The 15419-nt window shown below is 41.6% G+C and carries 18 protein-coding genes and 1 riboswitch; of the genes, 7 read left to right on the plus strand and 11 right to left on the minus strand.

Going from position 1 to position 15419, the window contains the following annotated elements:
• The first annotated feature begins 474 nt into the window (after positions 1 to 474).
• Both H9L11_RS13850 and H9L11_RS13855 read left to right on the plus strand, forming a co-directional pair.
• Complete coding sequence (locus H9L11_RS13850) at positions 475 to 1308, plus strand: hypothetical protein (protein ID WP_225473234.1); 834 nt, start codon at positions 475 to 477, stop codon at positions 1306 to 1308.
• Positions 1301 to 1780 (plus strand): hypothetical protein, encoded by a 480-nt coding sequence (locus H9L11_RS13855; RefSeq protein ID WP_078580698.1) that lies wholly within the window; start codon positions 1301 to 1303, stop codon positions 1778 to 1780. The genes H9L11_RS13850 and H9L11_RS13855 overlap by 8 nt, the downstream gene beginning before the upstream one ends.
• Before the next feature lie 51 nt (positions 1781 to 1831).
• On the opposite strand, the gene H9L11_RS13860 is transcribed toward H9L11_RS13855, so the two are convergent.
• The 6 genes from H9L11_RS13860 to H9L11_RS13885 form a co-directional block, all read right to left on the minus strand.
• Positions 1832 to 2035, minus strand: a complete 204-nt coding sequence (locus H9L11_RS13860; protein ID WP_086046722.1) for a hypothetical protein — start codon at positions 2033 to 2035, stop codon at positions 1832 to 1834.
• Complete coding sequence (locus H9L11_RS13865) at positions 2028 to 2642, minus strand: hypothetical protein (protein ID WP_086046723.1); 615 nt, start codon at positions 2640 to 2642, stop codon at positions 2028 to 2030. The genes H9L11_RS13860 and H9L11_RS13865 overlap by 8 nt, the downstream gene beginning before the upstream one ends.
• A 16-nt stretch (positions 2643 to 2658) precedes the next feature.
• A complete protein-coding gene (locus H9L11_RS13870) occupies positions 2659 to 3015 on the minus strand; it encodes a hypothetical protein (protein ID WP_086046724.1) in 357 nt (118 codons plus the stop codon).
• A 2-nt stretch (positions 3016 to 3017) separates the two neighbouring features.
• Positions 3018 to 3491, minus strand: coding sequence for a hypothetical protein (locus H9L11_RS13875; protein WP_086046725.1), 474 nt, complete (start codon positions 3489 to 3491; stop codon positions 3018 to 3020).
• Positions 3478 to 3669, minus strand: coding sequence for a hypothetical protein (locus H9L11_RS13880; RefSeq protein WP_086047133.1), 192 nt, complete (start codon positions 3667 to 3669; stop codon positions 3478 to 3480). The genes H9L11_RS13875 and H9L11_RS13880 overlap by 14 nt, the downstream gene beginning before the upstream one ends.
• 183 nt (positions 3670 to 3852) lie before the next feature.
• Complete coding sequence (locus H9L11_RS13885) at positions 3853 to 4416, minus strand: hypothetical protein (RefSeq protein WP_205390844.1); 564 nt, start codon at positions 4414 to 4416, stop codon at positions 3853 to 3855.
• A gap of 187 nt (positions 4417 to 4603) precedes the next feature.
• On the opposite strand from H9L11_RS13885, the gene H9L11_RS13890 reads away from it, so the two are divergent.
• A complete protein-coding gene (locus tag H9L11_RS13890) occupies positions 4604 to 6109 on the plus strand; it encodes a hypothetical protein (RefSeq protein WP_157664636.1) in 1506 nt (501 codons plus the stop codon).
• 67 nt (positions 6110 to 6176) lie between these two features.
• On the opposite strand, the gene H9L11_RS13895 is transcribed toward H9L11_RS13890, so the two are convergent.
• A complete protein-coding gene (locus H9L11_RS13895) occupies positions 6177 to 7709 on the minus strand; it encodes a carboxypeptidase M32 (RefSeq protein WP_205390845.1) in 1533 nt (510 codons plus the stop codon).
• Positions 7710 to 7932: 223 nt separating this feature from the next.
• Between H9L11_RS13895 and H9L11_RS13900 the strand changes: the two genes are divergently transcribed.
• Both H9L11_RS13900 and H9L11_RS13905 read left to right on the plus strand, forming a co-directional pair.
• Positions 7933 to 8568, plus strand: a complete 636-nt coding sequence (locus H9L11_RS13900; RefSeq protein ID WP_017820932.1) for a LysE family translocator — start codon at positions 7933 to 7935, stop codon at positions 8566 to 8568.
• Positions 8568 to 9134 carry a hypothetical protein gene (locus H9L11_RS13905; RefSeq protein ID WP_005385713.1) on the plus strand — a complete coding sequence of 189 codons (567 nt, stop codon included), beginning with the start codon at positions 8568 to 8570 and terminating at the stop codon, positions 9132 to 9134. The genes H9L11_RS13900 and H9L11_RS13905 overlap by 1 nt, the downstream gene beginning before the upstream one ends.
• A gap of 118 nt (positions 9135 to 9252) precedes the next feature.
• Here the strand turns inward: H9L11_RS13905 and H9L11_RS13910 are convergent, their stop codons facing one another.
• Complete coding sequence (locus H9L11_RS13910; RefSeq protein ID WP_005377785.1) at positions 9253 to 10629, minus strand: sodium:alanine symporter family protein; 1377 nt, start codon at positions 10627 to 10629, stop codon at positions 9253 to 9255.
• A gap of 122 nt (positions 10630 to 10751) precedes the next feature.
• Positions 10752 to 10851, minus strand: a riboswitch (glycine riboswitch).
• 527 nt (positions 10852 to 11378) lie between these two features.
• On the opposite strand from H9L11_RS13910, the gene H9L11_RS13915 reads away from it, so the two are divergent.
• Positions 11379 to 11537, plus strand: a complete 159-nt coding sequence (locus H9L11_RS13915) for a hypothetical protein (RefSeq protein ID WP_005377784.1) — start codon at positions 11379 to 11381, stop codon at positions 11535 to 11537.
• A 31-nt stretch (positions 11538 to 11568) separates the two neighbouring features.
• Complete coding sequence (locus H9L11_RS13920; RefSeq protein ID WP_033905210.1) at positions 11569 to 12303, plus strand: chromosome partitioning protein ParA; 735 nt, start codon at positions 11569 to 11571, stop codon at positions 12301 to 12303.
• A gap of 89 nt (positions 12304 to 12392) precedes the next feature.
• On the opposite strand, the gene H9L11_RS13925 is transcribed toward H9L11_RS13920, so the two are convergent.
• The 3 genes from H9L11_RS13925 to H9L11_RS13935 form a co-directional block, all read right to left on the minus strand.
• Positions 12393 to 12776 carry a hypothetical protein gene (locus H9L11_RS13925; RefSeq protein WP_005377782.1) on the minus strand — a complete coding sequence of 128 codons (384 nt, stop codon included), beginning with the start codon at positions 12774 to 12776 and terminating at the stop codon, positions 12393 to 12395.
• A gap of 99 nt (positions 12777 to 12875) precedes the next feature.
• Positions 12876 to 13241 (minus strand): VOC family protein, encoded by a 366-nt coding sequence (locus H9L11_RS13930; protein WP_064376931.1) that lies wholly within the window; start codon positions 13239 to 13241, stop codon positions 12876 to 12878.
• A 146-nt stretch (positions 13242 to 13387) separates the two neighbouring features.
• A complete protein-coding gene (locus H9L11_RS13935) occupies positions 13388 to 15337 on the minus strand; it encodes an LTA synthase family protein (protein ID WP_064376932.1) in 1950 nt (649 codons plus the stop codon).
• Between the last annotated feature and the right edge of the window lie 82 nt (positions 15338 to 15419).

Here is a 15419-nt window from a genome sequence, read left to right on the forward strand (position 1 = left end):
TCTTGAGCCAATCAGATCCGTGACGCATGAACCAGCCATACGTTTCAAGACTGAAGTAAGAGAAGCTCGTCAACGTGTCGTAGACCTCGCTGTAGCTGAAGTCCGAAAGAAAGCGGAGCAAGGTCAGATTTCAGTAGTGTTGACGCTTGACCACATCGTAAACGCTAAGTATCAGCTAGTTGATTGGTTACGGTCGTATTTTATCAAGGAAGGGTTTAGTTTCAGAGTATGTCAACGCCAGAGCGTGTAACGGTCATGATCAAATGGTAATGTTGATTTTGAAAATAAATGAATTACACTGTATATAAAAACAGTTGTTCGCATTGTGTAAATGAGTGCATAAACATATAAATTCAATAGATTAGCGGTTACAATCACACTTTATTTCATCAACGTGTTAACAATTATATGAACTTTTACGCATTACGAGTTTCACTGGTCGCAGCCGATCCTCAGTTGTTTATTGACGAAAACATGTCTAAAGATATCTTTTCATTTGAAGATGCTCTTCGTTATTCGGTTGAAAATCCACCCCAAGATGAGCACGGTGATACGATCTGTTCGATAAAAGTTCAAGTTGAAGGGCGTGAAGAAGGGGTAATGGCTGGCATCGTTTCAAGAGCTAAAGCACTTCATGGTCATGACAAAGAGTTTAATGAGTATAGTGTTGATGACTTTCCACCTTTGGTTTGGTTTTGGGATCGACAACAACAAGTAATACTGGTAGAGAAAAAAACGAGCGTTTTGTCTACGCCAACCGCTGCTTGCAAAGTATTTAAGAAGCTAGCAAATAACTTAGAGTTAGTTGAAATCGGTCTTCGGGCAGAGATAGAGCCAGTCTTGAATGAAAAGGATCATAGTTTTTGGGAAGAGTATGATCGTTTTGAGTTTGTTGAATCAGTTTCTTTCGAGCTTACGCCACCTAACCTTTTCGGCGAGACTGAAAAAGAAATGAAAAAGGCTTTGAAAGATACGGCAGCAAATACAAATGCAAACAAAGTCACCACTATTTTTGAAAATAAAGATAAGCAACTAAATCTTAAAAGTGAAGGTTGGCTTAACAACATGGTCAACTGGTGTCGAAAAGGTGGTGGACATTGGCTAATGAAAGGTCGTCTTTTTGGTCATAAGAAACAGATTACTAGTGTAAAAAGTGAGAAGACTGCAAAGGTAGTTGTCATGGAAGGCAAAGGCGTTACAGAGTTGACTCTAAGTGGGTATGAGGCTCATGATGTGAAAGATATTCTTGATTTGTATAGACCCCAATTCCAATATGAAGATATAACTGAAGAACAGCAAGATGAGTAGAATCGTATTTACATTAGCTACTATATTGGCTGTCAGCCTAGTCTTTTCTAGTGATAGCAAGGAAGCATATGTATTAATCGAATCAGCTACACCAGGTATTCTTGGAGCGATTCTAGGTGGTTTAACTGCTGGTATCTCTATTATCTTTAGTGTGTTGCTTACCTCCGCATCTGCACCTAACTCTAAAGTGGAACTTGGGAGGTTCAAAGGGTTTTTATCAAGCTTGAGGAAAGATATCATATGTCTTCTTCTCTGCTTGGTTGCTTCGTTACTGCTCCCATATTTGAGAGTGACAGGAATTCCCTTACTTAGTTACCCAGTTCACGAATTAGTGCCAAGTAGAGATATGTTTTATACAGCAGTAGAGTTAGCAGTTATTGCTGTATCAGTCGCTATTATAATTGAAGTATTTAATGTGATGTTTACATTGTTCTCTCATTTTGCGACATTGTTTGATAACAAAGACTCTTAATAGTCGCTATTACTTTTTGAATCTATCAATACACATACTAAGAAGCGAGCATTAGCTCGCTTCTTTCATTATTACTAATGCCATTTCAATGGCTTGTAGTTCTTTTTCCAGTTCAATAACTTTCTTCTCTCGTCTAGTCACTGCTGACTTCAACACTAGATTGTCGTAGTTGTCTAGTTCTTCAATAATGGCTTGGTGAATTCTAATCAAACCTAGCAGTTCCTCTTTCTCGACTTCAAGTACTTCTTTATTCATTATCTTCACTCAATATCTTTTCAATAGCTTGTTCTATCTGCTCAAATGAACCATTCATTCGCGCCTTCCTCAAAGCCACTAAATCAGACAACTTGCCAGCTGAATTGTTAAGAATTGAAGTGGCATCATGTTTTAACAAATCATCGGTAAAGTCAGACACGTCCATTTCTTCTTGAACTCTATCTAGTTCAAATAAAGCATTAAAAACAGCAAGTTGAGTAGTTACTTTTGAACCTAGTACGGACTTAATCGAAACGTCACGAGCTAATTGACCGATAGCTGTTGCTGAACAACTAGCTGCTTTAGTTCTCATTAACTGCTTTTCGTGATCAAGTACTTGTTGTGGCGTACGGCAATGAATGACTTGCCAACGTAGTTCGCCAAGTGCATCAACTTGACCAGTACTCAAGTACTGTGATGCGGCAACTGAGTCATCAATAGCGCGGCTATGTTGTTTAAAGCTAGTTAACTCGACAGGCTTAACCGTAATGCTTGATTTAGTAACCTTCTGTTCTTCAGCTTCTTCTAAGCGTTCCAATTTTAACTCGGCAGAGTACAAGGCGGCTTCAAGTTCAGCGATTCGTTTTTGTTCTTTAGTTAGTCGCATGTCCAATATCCTTTAATTATTTTCTATTGATTCGAAGCCAGTCTCGGAAAGCGTGACTATCTGTTTTAGCTACTGGTTTAGGCATGCTAGAGTAGTGCTGACACTCGCGCATGAACTGGTCGAGGTGCTTGCCATGAAGCAAGTACTTAATATCATCGGCTAAGTCTTCCATATTCCTTTTACTGCCTATTCGTTTTTCGACTGTTGCTAGGTATTCAATTGATTTGTCTTTTAATACGATTTCAAATTCGTGTTGATATACCTTTACAGCGTTTGGTGACTGTTGTTCAAGTGTTGCTAATCGACTAACAACGCTATACAGAAAGCCACTGTCCAACGCTGAAGCTGCCTTTTTTAATTCTTGAAAATACATGTTTAAATCCCGTTTTTTATGATTATTGTTTGTGCCTTCGCTAGCCAGTAGTTGGCAGCTAACAAATCTTCTCGTTGTGACACCGTAATGTCTTTACGTTCTAGTTGACGTTGAACCCAGTTCTTAAACTGAGAATCAGTAAACGTCATTTGCTCGCGGTCTAACGTCGTTCTACCAACAGCGAACTTAAGATCGTCGTTTGCTTTGTCGTAGGCGTAGAGTACTTGTGACTGTTCTTTAGTTCGTTTGCGTTCTTCATATTCGGCTTGCCTTTGAACTTGCTCTAGTTCATTTGAATGAGCAGATAAGAGTATTTCAAGCTCTTCTTCGTCTAACCATTGATTAAGTCCACCAGCAACACGACAAGAAGCTTGAAACGCTTCCGGTGCTTGATATTGAACAGCATCAAGAACAGCACTAGCAAGCCAACGATTTGAAGTATCACGCTGAACGTGATTGAGATTAATTTGCTGCATAACCGAGTCCTTTTAAACGTGCTTTAAATCGATTAACGTACTTGGTTACAGTGTTCCGTGAGCAATTGTTTTCACGAGCTAATGAACTAATCGATTTGATACCAAGACAAGACAATATTGCCAGTTCGGCACTGGCTATCTCATCAAACCGTTCTGGTCTGCCACCTGCTTTTTTCATGTTATTGCCTCTTTTGTAAATTAGAATTGCCGCATTTCGCACCAACCAGCGCGGCTCACTGGGTGGAATCATTCGGTGCAATGAGAAGATGCATTTCTCATTTCATGCTTGTATTTATAAGGGTTATTGAGCAGAGGTTTTTGAGCATGAAAAGCCCTCGACGTGGTGCGAGGGCTAGAGGGATTAAAGTTTAGCGTTGATGATGAAATGTAGTTGTTTACTAGCGGCTTCTACGTTTTCTATTGCTAGAAATGCAGCTGCCTTTGATGTCTGGTCACAGAGCTTTTCTATTGCCTCAAGTTTGCGAATGGCTTCGGCGTATAACTTCTTATCGATTTTGCCACCACGAGCGAGTTTACCGCCTCTAGTGCTTGAACGGCGGTAGTCTTCTAGAGTCGTTAAAAACTGGCTGGTCATCTGCCTTGTTTGTATTGCAAGGACTTTAAGCTGCTTAGATTGATTGGTTTGGTCGTTGGTGTCGTTAACGACTGTTTTAGCGAGTTGTTGCAGTTCTTCAAATGAAGCAACAAGAGTCGTTGTGTATGAGTTGATCTGACGACTTAACTTGGTTGCTTCACTTGGCTCAAACAAGCTTGATAAAGCGCGTTCAAGTAGTAGTTTTAGTCTTTTGTTGCGTACTTTACCTGTTTTAGCTGTGTTCTTTCGTAACCATTTACGAGCAGCGTCAAGTGTACGTGATTCCGCAAGGTATTCGTCGAATGTCAGGGTGGTTGGTGTTGGCTTCATGTAAATATCTCCCATTTTGAAGATATTTATGGTTGGGTCAAAATTGCGTTGATACTAGGGAGAATTGCGCGTAATGCTAAGCTGTAGTCCGATCATGTTTCCATCAAAAATATCTATGTATTTCTTTGATTTAGTGATGAATATAGAGGAAAATGCGTAGATATACGCGAAAAAGGGTGGGGTGGCTTTGTTTTTAACTACTGAACAACGTTTAACTGAAAAGCTGAACGAAGAAAAGGGATATCTTTGGAAAGCGGTTGAAGAACTCAAAGCCAAGATTGACGAAACCAATAACCAGTTGAACTTACTTGAGCAGAGCGCACCTGATCATTTTTCCAAGGTGCTTGGTGCGAGACAGAGAGTCAGCGAAGTCAAGAATAAGGCTGAAGAGCGCTTAGGAGAGATCGACGCCATCTATAAAAGCGTTGAAGCGGCAAAGGAGCTTGTAACATCGTTGAAAGAGGAAGCTGAGTCAAATCTGGCTACTGTTAAAGAATATGAATCAACAGCTTCCGATAAATCAGAGTCTATAGCTCAATACCACGAGCAATATTTGGACTCTAAGGCGGAAATAGATGAAGCTCTAGTTGAACTTAATCGTCTTGTTGCTGAGAAAGAGCGTTTAGCTGCCAAAGTTGAGTCGCTATCTGAACAAGTGACCAGTACCGAACTGGTAGCAAATAAGTTGAAGTCTTTACTGACTACTGCAACTAAGCAAAAAAGTGAATTTGATACTCTTCATGGAGAAATCTTTGGTTTTAAATATGAAGATGAAAACGGCGAAGAAGTTGAACAAGCTGGTTTAAAAAATGAGCTTGAGATTGCTTATTCTAAAGTCAAAAGTGACGTTTCTTCATTGAACGAAGAAGTTTCAAACATAGAACAACGATACAATGAAAAGCTAGATACTATCGAAGGGAAATATCAAGAAGGCTTACAGTCTTTTGTGTCTAAAGCCGAAAAGCAATACAGTTCTATCGTCGAGCAGATAAAATCACTTCTTCCCGATGCTCTAACAGCCGGTCTTTCTGGTGCATATATCGACAAGATCAAAGTTGAAAAAGAACAACTGGAGAAACATGAAGCTTCATTCAATAAAGCGATTGGTTGGTTAATTATATGTTCTTTGCTGCCCGTTGCGTTCAGTATGGTTCGAGTGATTTTTTTAAATGAGCCGTTTGAATCAGTTATTCAAGATGCACCGATGATTTATTCGATGATGCTACCGGTTTATGCACCAATTCTTTGGGTGGCTTACTCTTCAAATAAGAGCTACAAGCTTAGCAAACGACTAATCGAAGAGTACACACATAAAGAAGTTTCGAGCCGAACATTTGAAGGGTTGTCAAATCAGATTGACAACATCGGTGAAGATGATACGAGTGGTGAGTTGAGAACTAAATTGCTTTTCAACTTACTTCAAGTTAACAGTGAAAACCCAGGTAAATTAATATCTGATTACAACAACTCTGATCACCCAATCATCGACGCTATCGATAAAAGCTCAAAGTTAGCCGATGCGATTAATCGACTAGATAATGTACCTTTGGTTAGTCCATTGCTACGACATCTTAATGCGAAAGAAAGAAACAAGATTGAGCAAAAAGAAAAAGATATGTTGAATGTAGTTGATGTAGCGATGATTCCCGAAGGTAAGGCTCAAGAAGAAGAGTCGTCCAATAAAACAACCTAAGTCGGCTAATTGAACAACTTGTAAAAGGTTCGTTAGCTTGAATACTAACGAGCCTTTACATTGAGAATTAGAGGTAACGACTTCGTAAGTGTTCTTTAAAGTAGTTGGCGTTCAGTGTCTCGCCAGTTGCTTGTTTAACTAGCTCATCGGTAGTTAATAAGCTGCCCTTGCTCCAGATCTTCTCTGACAACCAATTAAAGATTGGCGACAAGTCACCAGAGCGTATAGCTCCGTCTACATCAACAGTCTTCTTCATGGCAGCCATGAACTGTGCGGCATACATAGCACCTAGTGTATAACTCGGGAAGTAACCGAATGCACCTTGAGTCCAGTGAATGTCTTGTAAGCACCCGTCTTTGTAGTTATGCACTGTACATTTGCTTTCTGTCCAATGGATATCTTGCATACAGCCATTTTTGAAGTTTCCTTCGGTTGATAGCCCCAAGTACGCTTTCATCTTTTCGTTCCAGAGTTCTGGTACATCTGTATGTTTGATGACGCCGTTCATGAGATCTCGCTCAATTTCATATCGAAGAATAACGTGAGCAGGATATGTTAGTTCGTCAGCATCTACGCGAATAAAGCCTTTTTCTACGCGAGTGTAAATTTTGGCTAAATTGTCTTTTTCGAATTCACTACCAGAAAAATGGTTAGAAGCCAGTCGAGCGAGGTGATCGATAAACGCGCTGCTTCGTCCTATTTGCATTTCAAAGAAGAGTGATTGTGATTCATGAATACCCATAGAGCGAGCTTCTCCCGCGGGTGTTCCTGATAAATCTTTTGGTAGCCCTTGCTCGTATCGAGCATGGCCGGTTTCGTGGACAATCCCCATCAATGATTGGACAAACTCGTTTTCATTATAACGTGTCGTAATACGCACATCTGTCGGTACACCGCCACAAAATGGGTGGGTACTCTCATCAAGTCGACCGTGTTCAAAATCGAATTGAAGTAGCTTCATGACTTCCAAACCGAGCGCTTTTTGCTTTTCCGTAGGGTAGTGCGCAGTTGGCAATAAGATGTTGTCTGATTGTTGTTTTTCAAGCGCTTCATCGATCAAAGTAGGAAGCCAGGTTTTCACGTCAGCAAAAAGAATGTCTAACGACGCAGACGTTGTGCCAGGCTCATAAACATCGAGCATGGCATCATAAGGAGTCGTGCCATTTGCTTCGGCTCTAATTTGCGCTTCTTCCTGCGATAGCTTTACGACTTCAGCCCAGTTCTTTTCAAAACCAGCCCAGTCGTTTTCTCCACGCTGTGTACGCCATGCATGTTCACATTTGGAGCCAGCAAGAGATTGAGCTTGAACTAATGATTCTGGTAGTAAGTTAGCTTGCTGCCACCCACGCTTCATTTCTCTTAGGATAGATTTTTCTTTTGTAGACAGCGTCTCTTCTTCTGCCTGAGCGAAAAGCTCTCCCAAGTGCGGTTGAGTCATTAAAGAATGGATATGTACATCGAGCTCTGCCGTGGCATTCGAGCGTGCTTCAGCGCCACCAGGTGGCATGACCGCTGCTTGATCCCAATCTATGATGGCAGATAGATGCTCAAAATTTGCCACTTTTTTGGAATGTTCAACGAGTTTTGTAAATGCGTTCATGTGACTACTCTTATTCTTTTGTTCTTTCCCTAAACACCCGATAACGGGTCCTTCATATGGTGTTGCACTAAGCAACCTGCGTTAATTTACTAATAATTAACAATTAACTCCAACCCATTGTCCATAAACTCACCCAGTTGTATAGCTCTCTTAAAAAAGAAGCTTGCGAATCTTGTGGATTGGCGGTATTGATGAAGGATTGACAATTAATTATCACGATAATATGGATATTTTGAATTTCGAGGCATTTATTATTGCCATTACGATTTTAACGTTAACGCCAGGTTTAGATACTGCACTTGTTATCCGTAACACTAGCCGATCGGGCCTAAAAGATGGATGTACAACCAGTCTAGGGATTTGCTTTGGCTTATTCGTACATGCTTTTTTTTCTGCGGTTGGTATCTCGGCGATTCTTGCGCAATCAGCAGAGTTGTTCCAAATCGTAAAAATGATTGGCGCAGCTTATCTTATCTGGCTTGGTTTGAGCAGTTTAAAAGCGCTAATGTCGTCGAAAGATGGATTGACCGTGACCGAGCAGATTCACGAAGTGTTTAATGGTAAGCGCTCTTTTAGAGAGGGCTTTCTTTCTAACGTCTTGAACCCGAAAACGGCGGTCTTCTATTTGGCTTTCTTGCCACAGTTTGTGAATCCAGAAGGTTCACCCTTGCTTCAATCAATGATGATGGCATCTGTACACTTTGCTATTGCGATGGTTTGGCAGTGTGGTTTAGCTGGCGCGCTTAACTCGGCTAAAAATCTACTAAAGAATGCAAGCTTTATGAAGTGGATGGAAGGCGCGACGGGCGCAGTATTAGTCGCACTTGGTGTGAAGTTATTAATTGAAAAACCCGTTTAATGCGTAATATTTATCGATTGTTGATACTACTCGCTGTATTTATTGTGGGGATAGGTGCCGCTGTTGCTTGGCATACGTGGCCACAAGTACAGTTTGCGCAACGCGGCATGATCTGGTCTTGGCACTGGGGCTACTTCGAGCCTTTTGCTAATGGAATACAACAAACGCGAACTCAAGACACTAAACAGTTATTGCTCAGGCGTGTGTATTTGCATGACGCTATTGTCGTTTTTGTTTCGACAACTATGGACAATAAATTTGAGGTCGACGTTGTAAAAGAGCAAACCTGTGAACCTAAAACGACGACTTGGGCTTCGGTCTCTGTCAATCATCAACGTGTCAGGCATGTACCTATGGTGTGCGATGCGTTTGGGCAAGGCTACTTTTATCGCTACATCGGGAAACATCTGGAATCGATTGAGGTTGGTGTCGGCGACTCGTTTGTAACAGAAGCATTTTTAGACTGGCCGCTATCAGAGTTGAAAGCGGATCAATTCAAGCAAAAAAATGCGAAGTTTTTTGAAGAACGTGGAGAAAACGTTGAGCATCAATGGTTGAGAGATTAACCATTTAACCGAAGATAAATAAAGCCCGCTAAATAATAGCGGGCTTTATGTTTTTACCATTTCTAATGTGCTTTGCTCTCCGTTACTGGTAGTTTGTGACCGAACAGCTGTCATTTCACTAAGCTTTCACTGCTTCAACTTCACCTGATTGCGATGTTGAGCTAAAGAACAGTTTGGTTTCTGCCAGTACGACGTGACGCAGTGCGATCAAACCAATCAGGTTAGGAATTGCCATCAGACCGTTTACGATATCAGCCAGTAGCCAAATCATATCGAGGTGAAGGAATGCACCAGATGCAACCAAGCCAACGAAAATCAGTTTGTATGGAAGCACAGCTTTAGTTCCGAACAGGAACACAACGCAACGCTCACCGTAGTAGTTCCAACCAAGAATGGTGGTAAAAGCGAAGAACATCAAACCGATTGAGACGAGCATAGGGCCAAATGTATCTGCATTTAAACCCACCGCAAAAGCATGAGTCGTCATCGCGGCGCCTGCTAGGTCACTTTGCCATGCACCGGTCAGGATTAGAGCAAGGCCTGTCATGGTACAAATAATGATGGTATCGAAAAAGGTACCCGTCATTGAAATTAGGCCTTGTTTAACACAAGAGTCTGTCTTCGCTGCTGCTGCTGCCATAGGCGCGCTACCCAAACCTGATTCATTTGAGAACACACCGCGAGCGATACCTGATTGGATTGCCAACATGATGCTTGCACCTAGAAAACCACCAGTCGCTGCTGTTGATGTAAAGGCTGAAACCAGCACTAATTCAACGGCATTGAACAATTGGTCTGCATTCATGATGATCACGCTTAAACACGCCAACACATAAAATACAGCCATGGTAGGAACCACTTTTCCTGCAACGTTAGCAATGGATTTGATGCCACCCAAAGTTACGAAAGCAACCAAAAGAGTTAGTACAAAGGCAGATAGCTCACGGTTAACACCAAGAGATATCTCACTTGCATCCAGAATCGCGTTTACTTGTGGAAACGTACCGATACCAAAACAAGCAACACCTAAAGCAAACACTGCAAACATGATCGCGAGAGCTTTTGAGCCAACACCGTATTGCAAGTAATACATTGGGCCACCAATCATTTGGCCTTTATCATCGACTCTTCGGTACTTAACCGCCAACAAACATTCGGCGTATTTAGTCGCCATTCCGAAAAGGGCAGCGAGCCACATCCAGAATAGAGCGCCTGGTCCACCGAGTTTGATTGCTGTGGCAACACCAACAATGTTACCAGTACCAATTGTTGCTGAGAGCGCAGTACAAAGAGCTGCAAAGCTAGAAACGTCACCTTGAGTATTAGATGACTTATCTTTACTGAATACCATCGCTAGCGCTGTTGGGAGGTGTTTAAACTGGATCAAGCCAAGGCTAAAAGTGAAGTAAACACCTGTACCCACTAGCAAAATAAGCAGCGGTGGACCCCAGACAAAATTATCGATGGTTTGTAGTAAAGATTGTAGGTTGTTCATGATTTCCCCTTAATAAAACAACTAATAAGGAGAAGAGGGAAAGGACGAGATCAACGATCTCTAAAAGAACTAAGCTATTGGCTGTAGGCGGGAAGGCCAAGCAAAATAGTTAGGTTGTAACTTTCCACTCCTCTGTCCTTTTGCCTGAGAGTTTCACCTTGCGTGAGTGCAAGACTTGCTCCTTCGGCGACCGATTTAACGGTTCTCTCCAGAGGTTCCTCCAACTACAGTCCCCGCTACCTAGGTAGCACCTGAAATAGTTAATTCTTCGGCGAGTTATGCTAATCAAATGTTAAAATTTGATTAATAACCACTCTCCTGCAGTCTTCATCGGAACAATTACTCAATTAAATGAGTAAAGGTTAGTTAATGATGCTGGTCATCATTAACGTGTGAACTCTATCATGTTTTTGGTCCATTTCAACACCCTATGTCAATTTATTTTCAATGAAATAACCTTATCTATTTTCATGAAGGTATGTTTGCCAATCTTTTTGTGCGAGTCACGGCATAAATAAAATTTATTGGGTTAGGGAATGGAACCCAAAAACACTTCAGAACGATAAATGTGTTTCGATCGTTACGACATAAGTTATTCAATTAAGGACACAAAATTGATTAAAATCGGAGCACTTATTTTAAAATCTACGCTAAGTTGACCTTATGGTACGTATAAATGGGTTACAATGAATCTTTGTGAAACAGTCTACGGACCTAGGCAGTTTTTCATGAGTGGACAAGGAGGCGGTATGACCAGATTATTAGCCATTGCGGTGTTGATTGCAGTAGCATTTGTGCTGTTTCGTTATCGAACCAATGAAAAAGTCCAAAAAGCGACCGTTATAACATTAATTGGCGCATTTCTGATTTATACAGCATCAATTATGTTTGCGGAATTGATCCGCTAGCAAAGTAAAAGAGTCCTTGGAGTAGTATACGGTGAGTTCTCAGAACAAAATGGAAGAGCAAGACGACGTAGTTGTCATTGAAGAGCGTGACAAACGTACGCATATCTATATCGCAATCGCTGCGGTGTTAGGCTTGGCATTTGGTGGCCTTGTTGGATCGGTTGTCACTGCGAACAAGTGGGAATCGACTTACCACGTATTAGAAGAAAAGTATCAAGCACTAACGCAAGATAAAACCCAGTTGGAATCTCAAGTAAAAGTGCGTGAAGAGGCGCTTGACCAAGAAATACAAAACCAAGTTAGTGAGTTACTTGCCGCGAAAGACGAAGCGCACCAGAAAGCACTTAAGAAGTTGCAAAAGCAATTGACTGAGGTCGAGAAGGTCAACTTGTCACTAGAGTCTCAATTGAAGCAGCAGGCAGATAAGATCAACACGACGAAGTCAGAAAATGAGAAGTTGAGTCGTCAAGCGGATATGCAAGCGACTATGTTTGAGCGGTCCCGCGAAGTATTCCAGAAAGAGCTGAAAATTTCGCAAGAATTAGAGTCTCTCGAGAAAGAACGGTCGAAATTATTACCTAAGATTGAGAAACTCAAGAAAGAGTGTGACGTATTTTTAGAAGGCAAATCTTGGGACGTGAAGTCGGACGCGTGTGATAAACATGATGAAGCTAATTCACGACTAAGTCAGGTCGATCAAATGATTGAAGTCTATAAAATGGACCTCAAACAAATCAAAGCAATAACGGAAGATATCGGCCTTTAAGTCTTTTGTATCCGGTTTTGAAAAGCAAAAGGAGCTCTTTAAGAGCTCCTTTTTCGTTGTTAGCTATGACTTTTAGCCTGTCGCGTATATTAGATTCGTGAGGCGTCATAGCCTGAGGCGAGCAGGAGCTCTCGTTCGTGTTTAATCAGCTGAGCTCGATCTTCAATTAGTTCATTGAGTGCTTGAGATGGCTTACCTGCTAATGCTTTGAACGAAGCAAAAGATTCCGCGGTGTCGATTTTATCAATCATCTGACTGATGACATTACGAGCCTCACACGGGTTACTCGTCGTTGTAAAGTATTCTACTTGCTTTGCTGCCGATTTCATCTCAGTTAATAGCTCAAGCGGGCTACTTTCTTTGGCTACTGCCATGTAGTTATCCAGCACGCGCTTTGCATAAAGCAGTTCTTTGAGGGGGATATCTCTTCCGCTCTCGATTAGGGATTCGCTAAGGATCATACTTGAGCTCATGGGCATTCCTTCTTATTACTACGCCGCTTTTGATATTTCCTTGAGTCTAATTTATTGAAGTCACATTGGGAATGGGTAAAAAGCATTTTTAACGCATTTTTATTCATTTATGAAAACACGAATGCGATGCTTATCTGGATCGATAGCCATAAAATTTAACCCATACACTGATGTCGCTGGTGGTTGAACAAACTCAACACCTAGGTCTTTCCAGCGCTTGTAAATGCGCTCTAGCATATGACTATTGGGCACCGATAAAGGCAACTCGGTGCCACCACCTCTAATTCCGCTGTAGGGTGAAAGATTATCTCTTTGCTTGAGTGTCAACGTTAAGCCTTCGGTCAGTGGAATAGCGGCGAAGGTTGGAGACAACTGCGTGACTTTGCGTTCGAACAGTTTCGAATAAAAAACTTGGCTTATGTGGATGTCCTCAACGTAGAGAACGAATGAATTGATAGTCAGCATGGTTTGTTCCTTAATCAATTAGAAATAGTAGGGGCAATCTAACGGAAAGGAACGACAGGAGTTGTCAGTAGAACATTCTCGAAGGTAAGTGACAGAATAAGAAAAAGGAGCCGTTTAGCTCCTTTTTATCAGCGGAATCATTGGTGTTAATGAGTGTGTTTGGAAGAATACCAGTTGTTTTGATACGCTTTAGATGCAAATAATGCGTTTGCTTTTGCACGCTCGACAATAGACTCGTCCACCTCTAGCGGCTCCATGGTTTGGTCTTTAAAGTCGTACGCCAGGGTCGATACCTTTTCACCAGGGGAAAGCACAACGAGATTGTCGCGCGTTAAATAACCAAAGTTTTTGTCGTATTGCATCATTGCGCGTTCATCTTCGCGAGCTAGTGGCTTCGTTAAATCACGACCAATCATCGGTGTTTTAGCATCTACCCCAATCAGAGATAACAGTGTAGGCGGCATGTCTATGTTGTTTGCTATGCGGTCATCTTTACGTGGTTGAATGCCTTTACCAAGGATCAATGCTGGAATGTGAAAGTGCTTAACTGGAACAAGGTTAGCGCCAGAAACACGTGCATCATGATCTGCAATTACAATGAAAATGGTATCATCCCAATAAGATGACTTTTTCGCCTTTTCAAAGAAAGTACCCAAAGCGTAATCGGAATATTTAACGGCGTTCTTACGCGTCATATATTCTGAATCGTATGGCTCAATTTTGCCTTTTGGATACTCATAAGGGCTATGATTACTTGACGTAAAAACTAAGCTAAAAAAAGGTTTGTCGCTTTTTGAAAGGCGTTCAAACTCTTCGTTTGCTTTGTTATATAGATCTTCATCACTAACACCCCAAGAGCCAACAAAGCTTGGGTTGTTATAATCGTCTTCTTCTACTATTTGATCAAAACCGTTACCAAAGAAGAAAGTTTTCATGTTGTCAAAGTTGGCTTCACCGCCGTAAATAAATTGCGTGTGATAGCCTTGAGCTTTCAGTAAGTCCGCGATGGTAAAGAAACCCGTTTGGCTTTTACTCAGCTTCACTACCGCGCGAGACGGAGATGGAGGAAAGCCCGTGGTTACGGCTTCAATTCCACGAACAGAACGAGTACCAGTGGCGTACATTTGTGTGAACTGCCAACCTTCCTTCATGAGTTCATCAAGGTTTGGTGTTAGAGGCAAACCACCCAAAGCACCGACAAATTGGGCGCCTAAGCTTTCTTGTAGCAAAATCACTAAGTTTTTATGTTTACCCTGGTAAGTCGCGGGGTTACTGTTCATGGTTGGGAGTAATGAAGGGGTGAAGTCGGACTTTGTTGATGAAGTGCGAACTAATTCCAACATCTTTTGAGTGTCCATTTTTCCGTAGAACTGCTCCGCGCTCTTTTCTGACTTCATGCTATTAACCGCAAACAACAATGAGTAAGATGAGTTCAGTGCTAAGTCGTTAAGCAGTGGATCGTTAGAAAAGGCGACCATAGCAGGATTTAGCGGGCGGTGCCCTAAAGATGAGCGAGCACCTGCAACCCCAAAAAGAACAACGAAAAGTGCCAATAGTGGTCGCCATTTCCAGTTGACCTGCTGCGCCTTATCGGTCAGTTTCTTGCTCCACTTCCAACCTAAAGTGATGGTTAAAACTGTACCTAACGCACCAATAAACAGTTCTAATTTGTAGCCAGTCCAGAGCATACTCATGACTTCTTTTGGGTAGATTAAGTATTCCACAAACAGGCGGTTTGGACGTAGGTCGTATTCCTGAATGAATGGCGCTGTTGCTAGCTCCATGTATACAAGCACCCAAAGCCCTAAAACCATCCATATGCGTAATATTCGCTTCCAACACTCTCCCATCTTACCGGTTAATGGCATGAAGGTTGATAACAGTGCTGGAAGAATAAATAACCAGCAAAGCGTTGCAATATCTACGCGCAAACCTTGACCTAGGATGTAAATTAAGTCGTTTAGAGAGTCAATACGGTCAATCTGCCAAAAAGCTAGCAAAACTCTTGAGATAGACAGAAATAGAAGCGAAAACAAAGAAAAGGCAGCAATTGGCTGCAAAGGCCCCCACACAGAGCTCTTTGATAAGTTTTTCATATTTATTCGAATAGTTTAATTGTTATGTTGTGTTGTTTTTAGCAAAGCAAGCGTGAAATAAACGTGAATTATAATGTGGGTT

This window comes from Vibrio sp. sp1 (genome assembly GCF_016920955.1).
Classification (GTDB): domain Bacteria; phylum Pseudomonadota; class Gammaproteobacteria; order Enterobacterales; family Vibrionaceae; genus Vibrio; species Vibrio alginolyticus.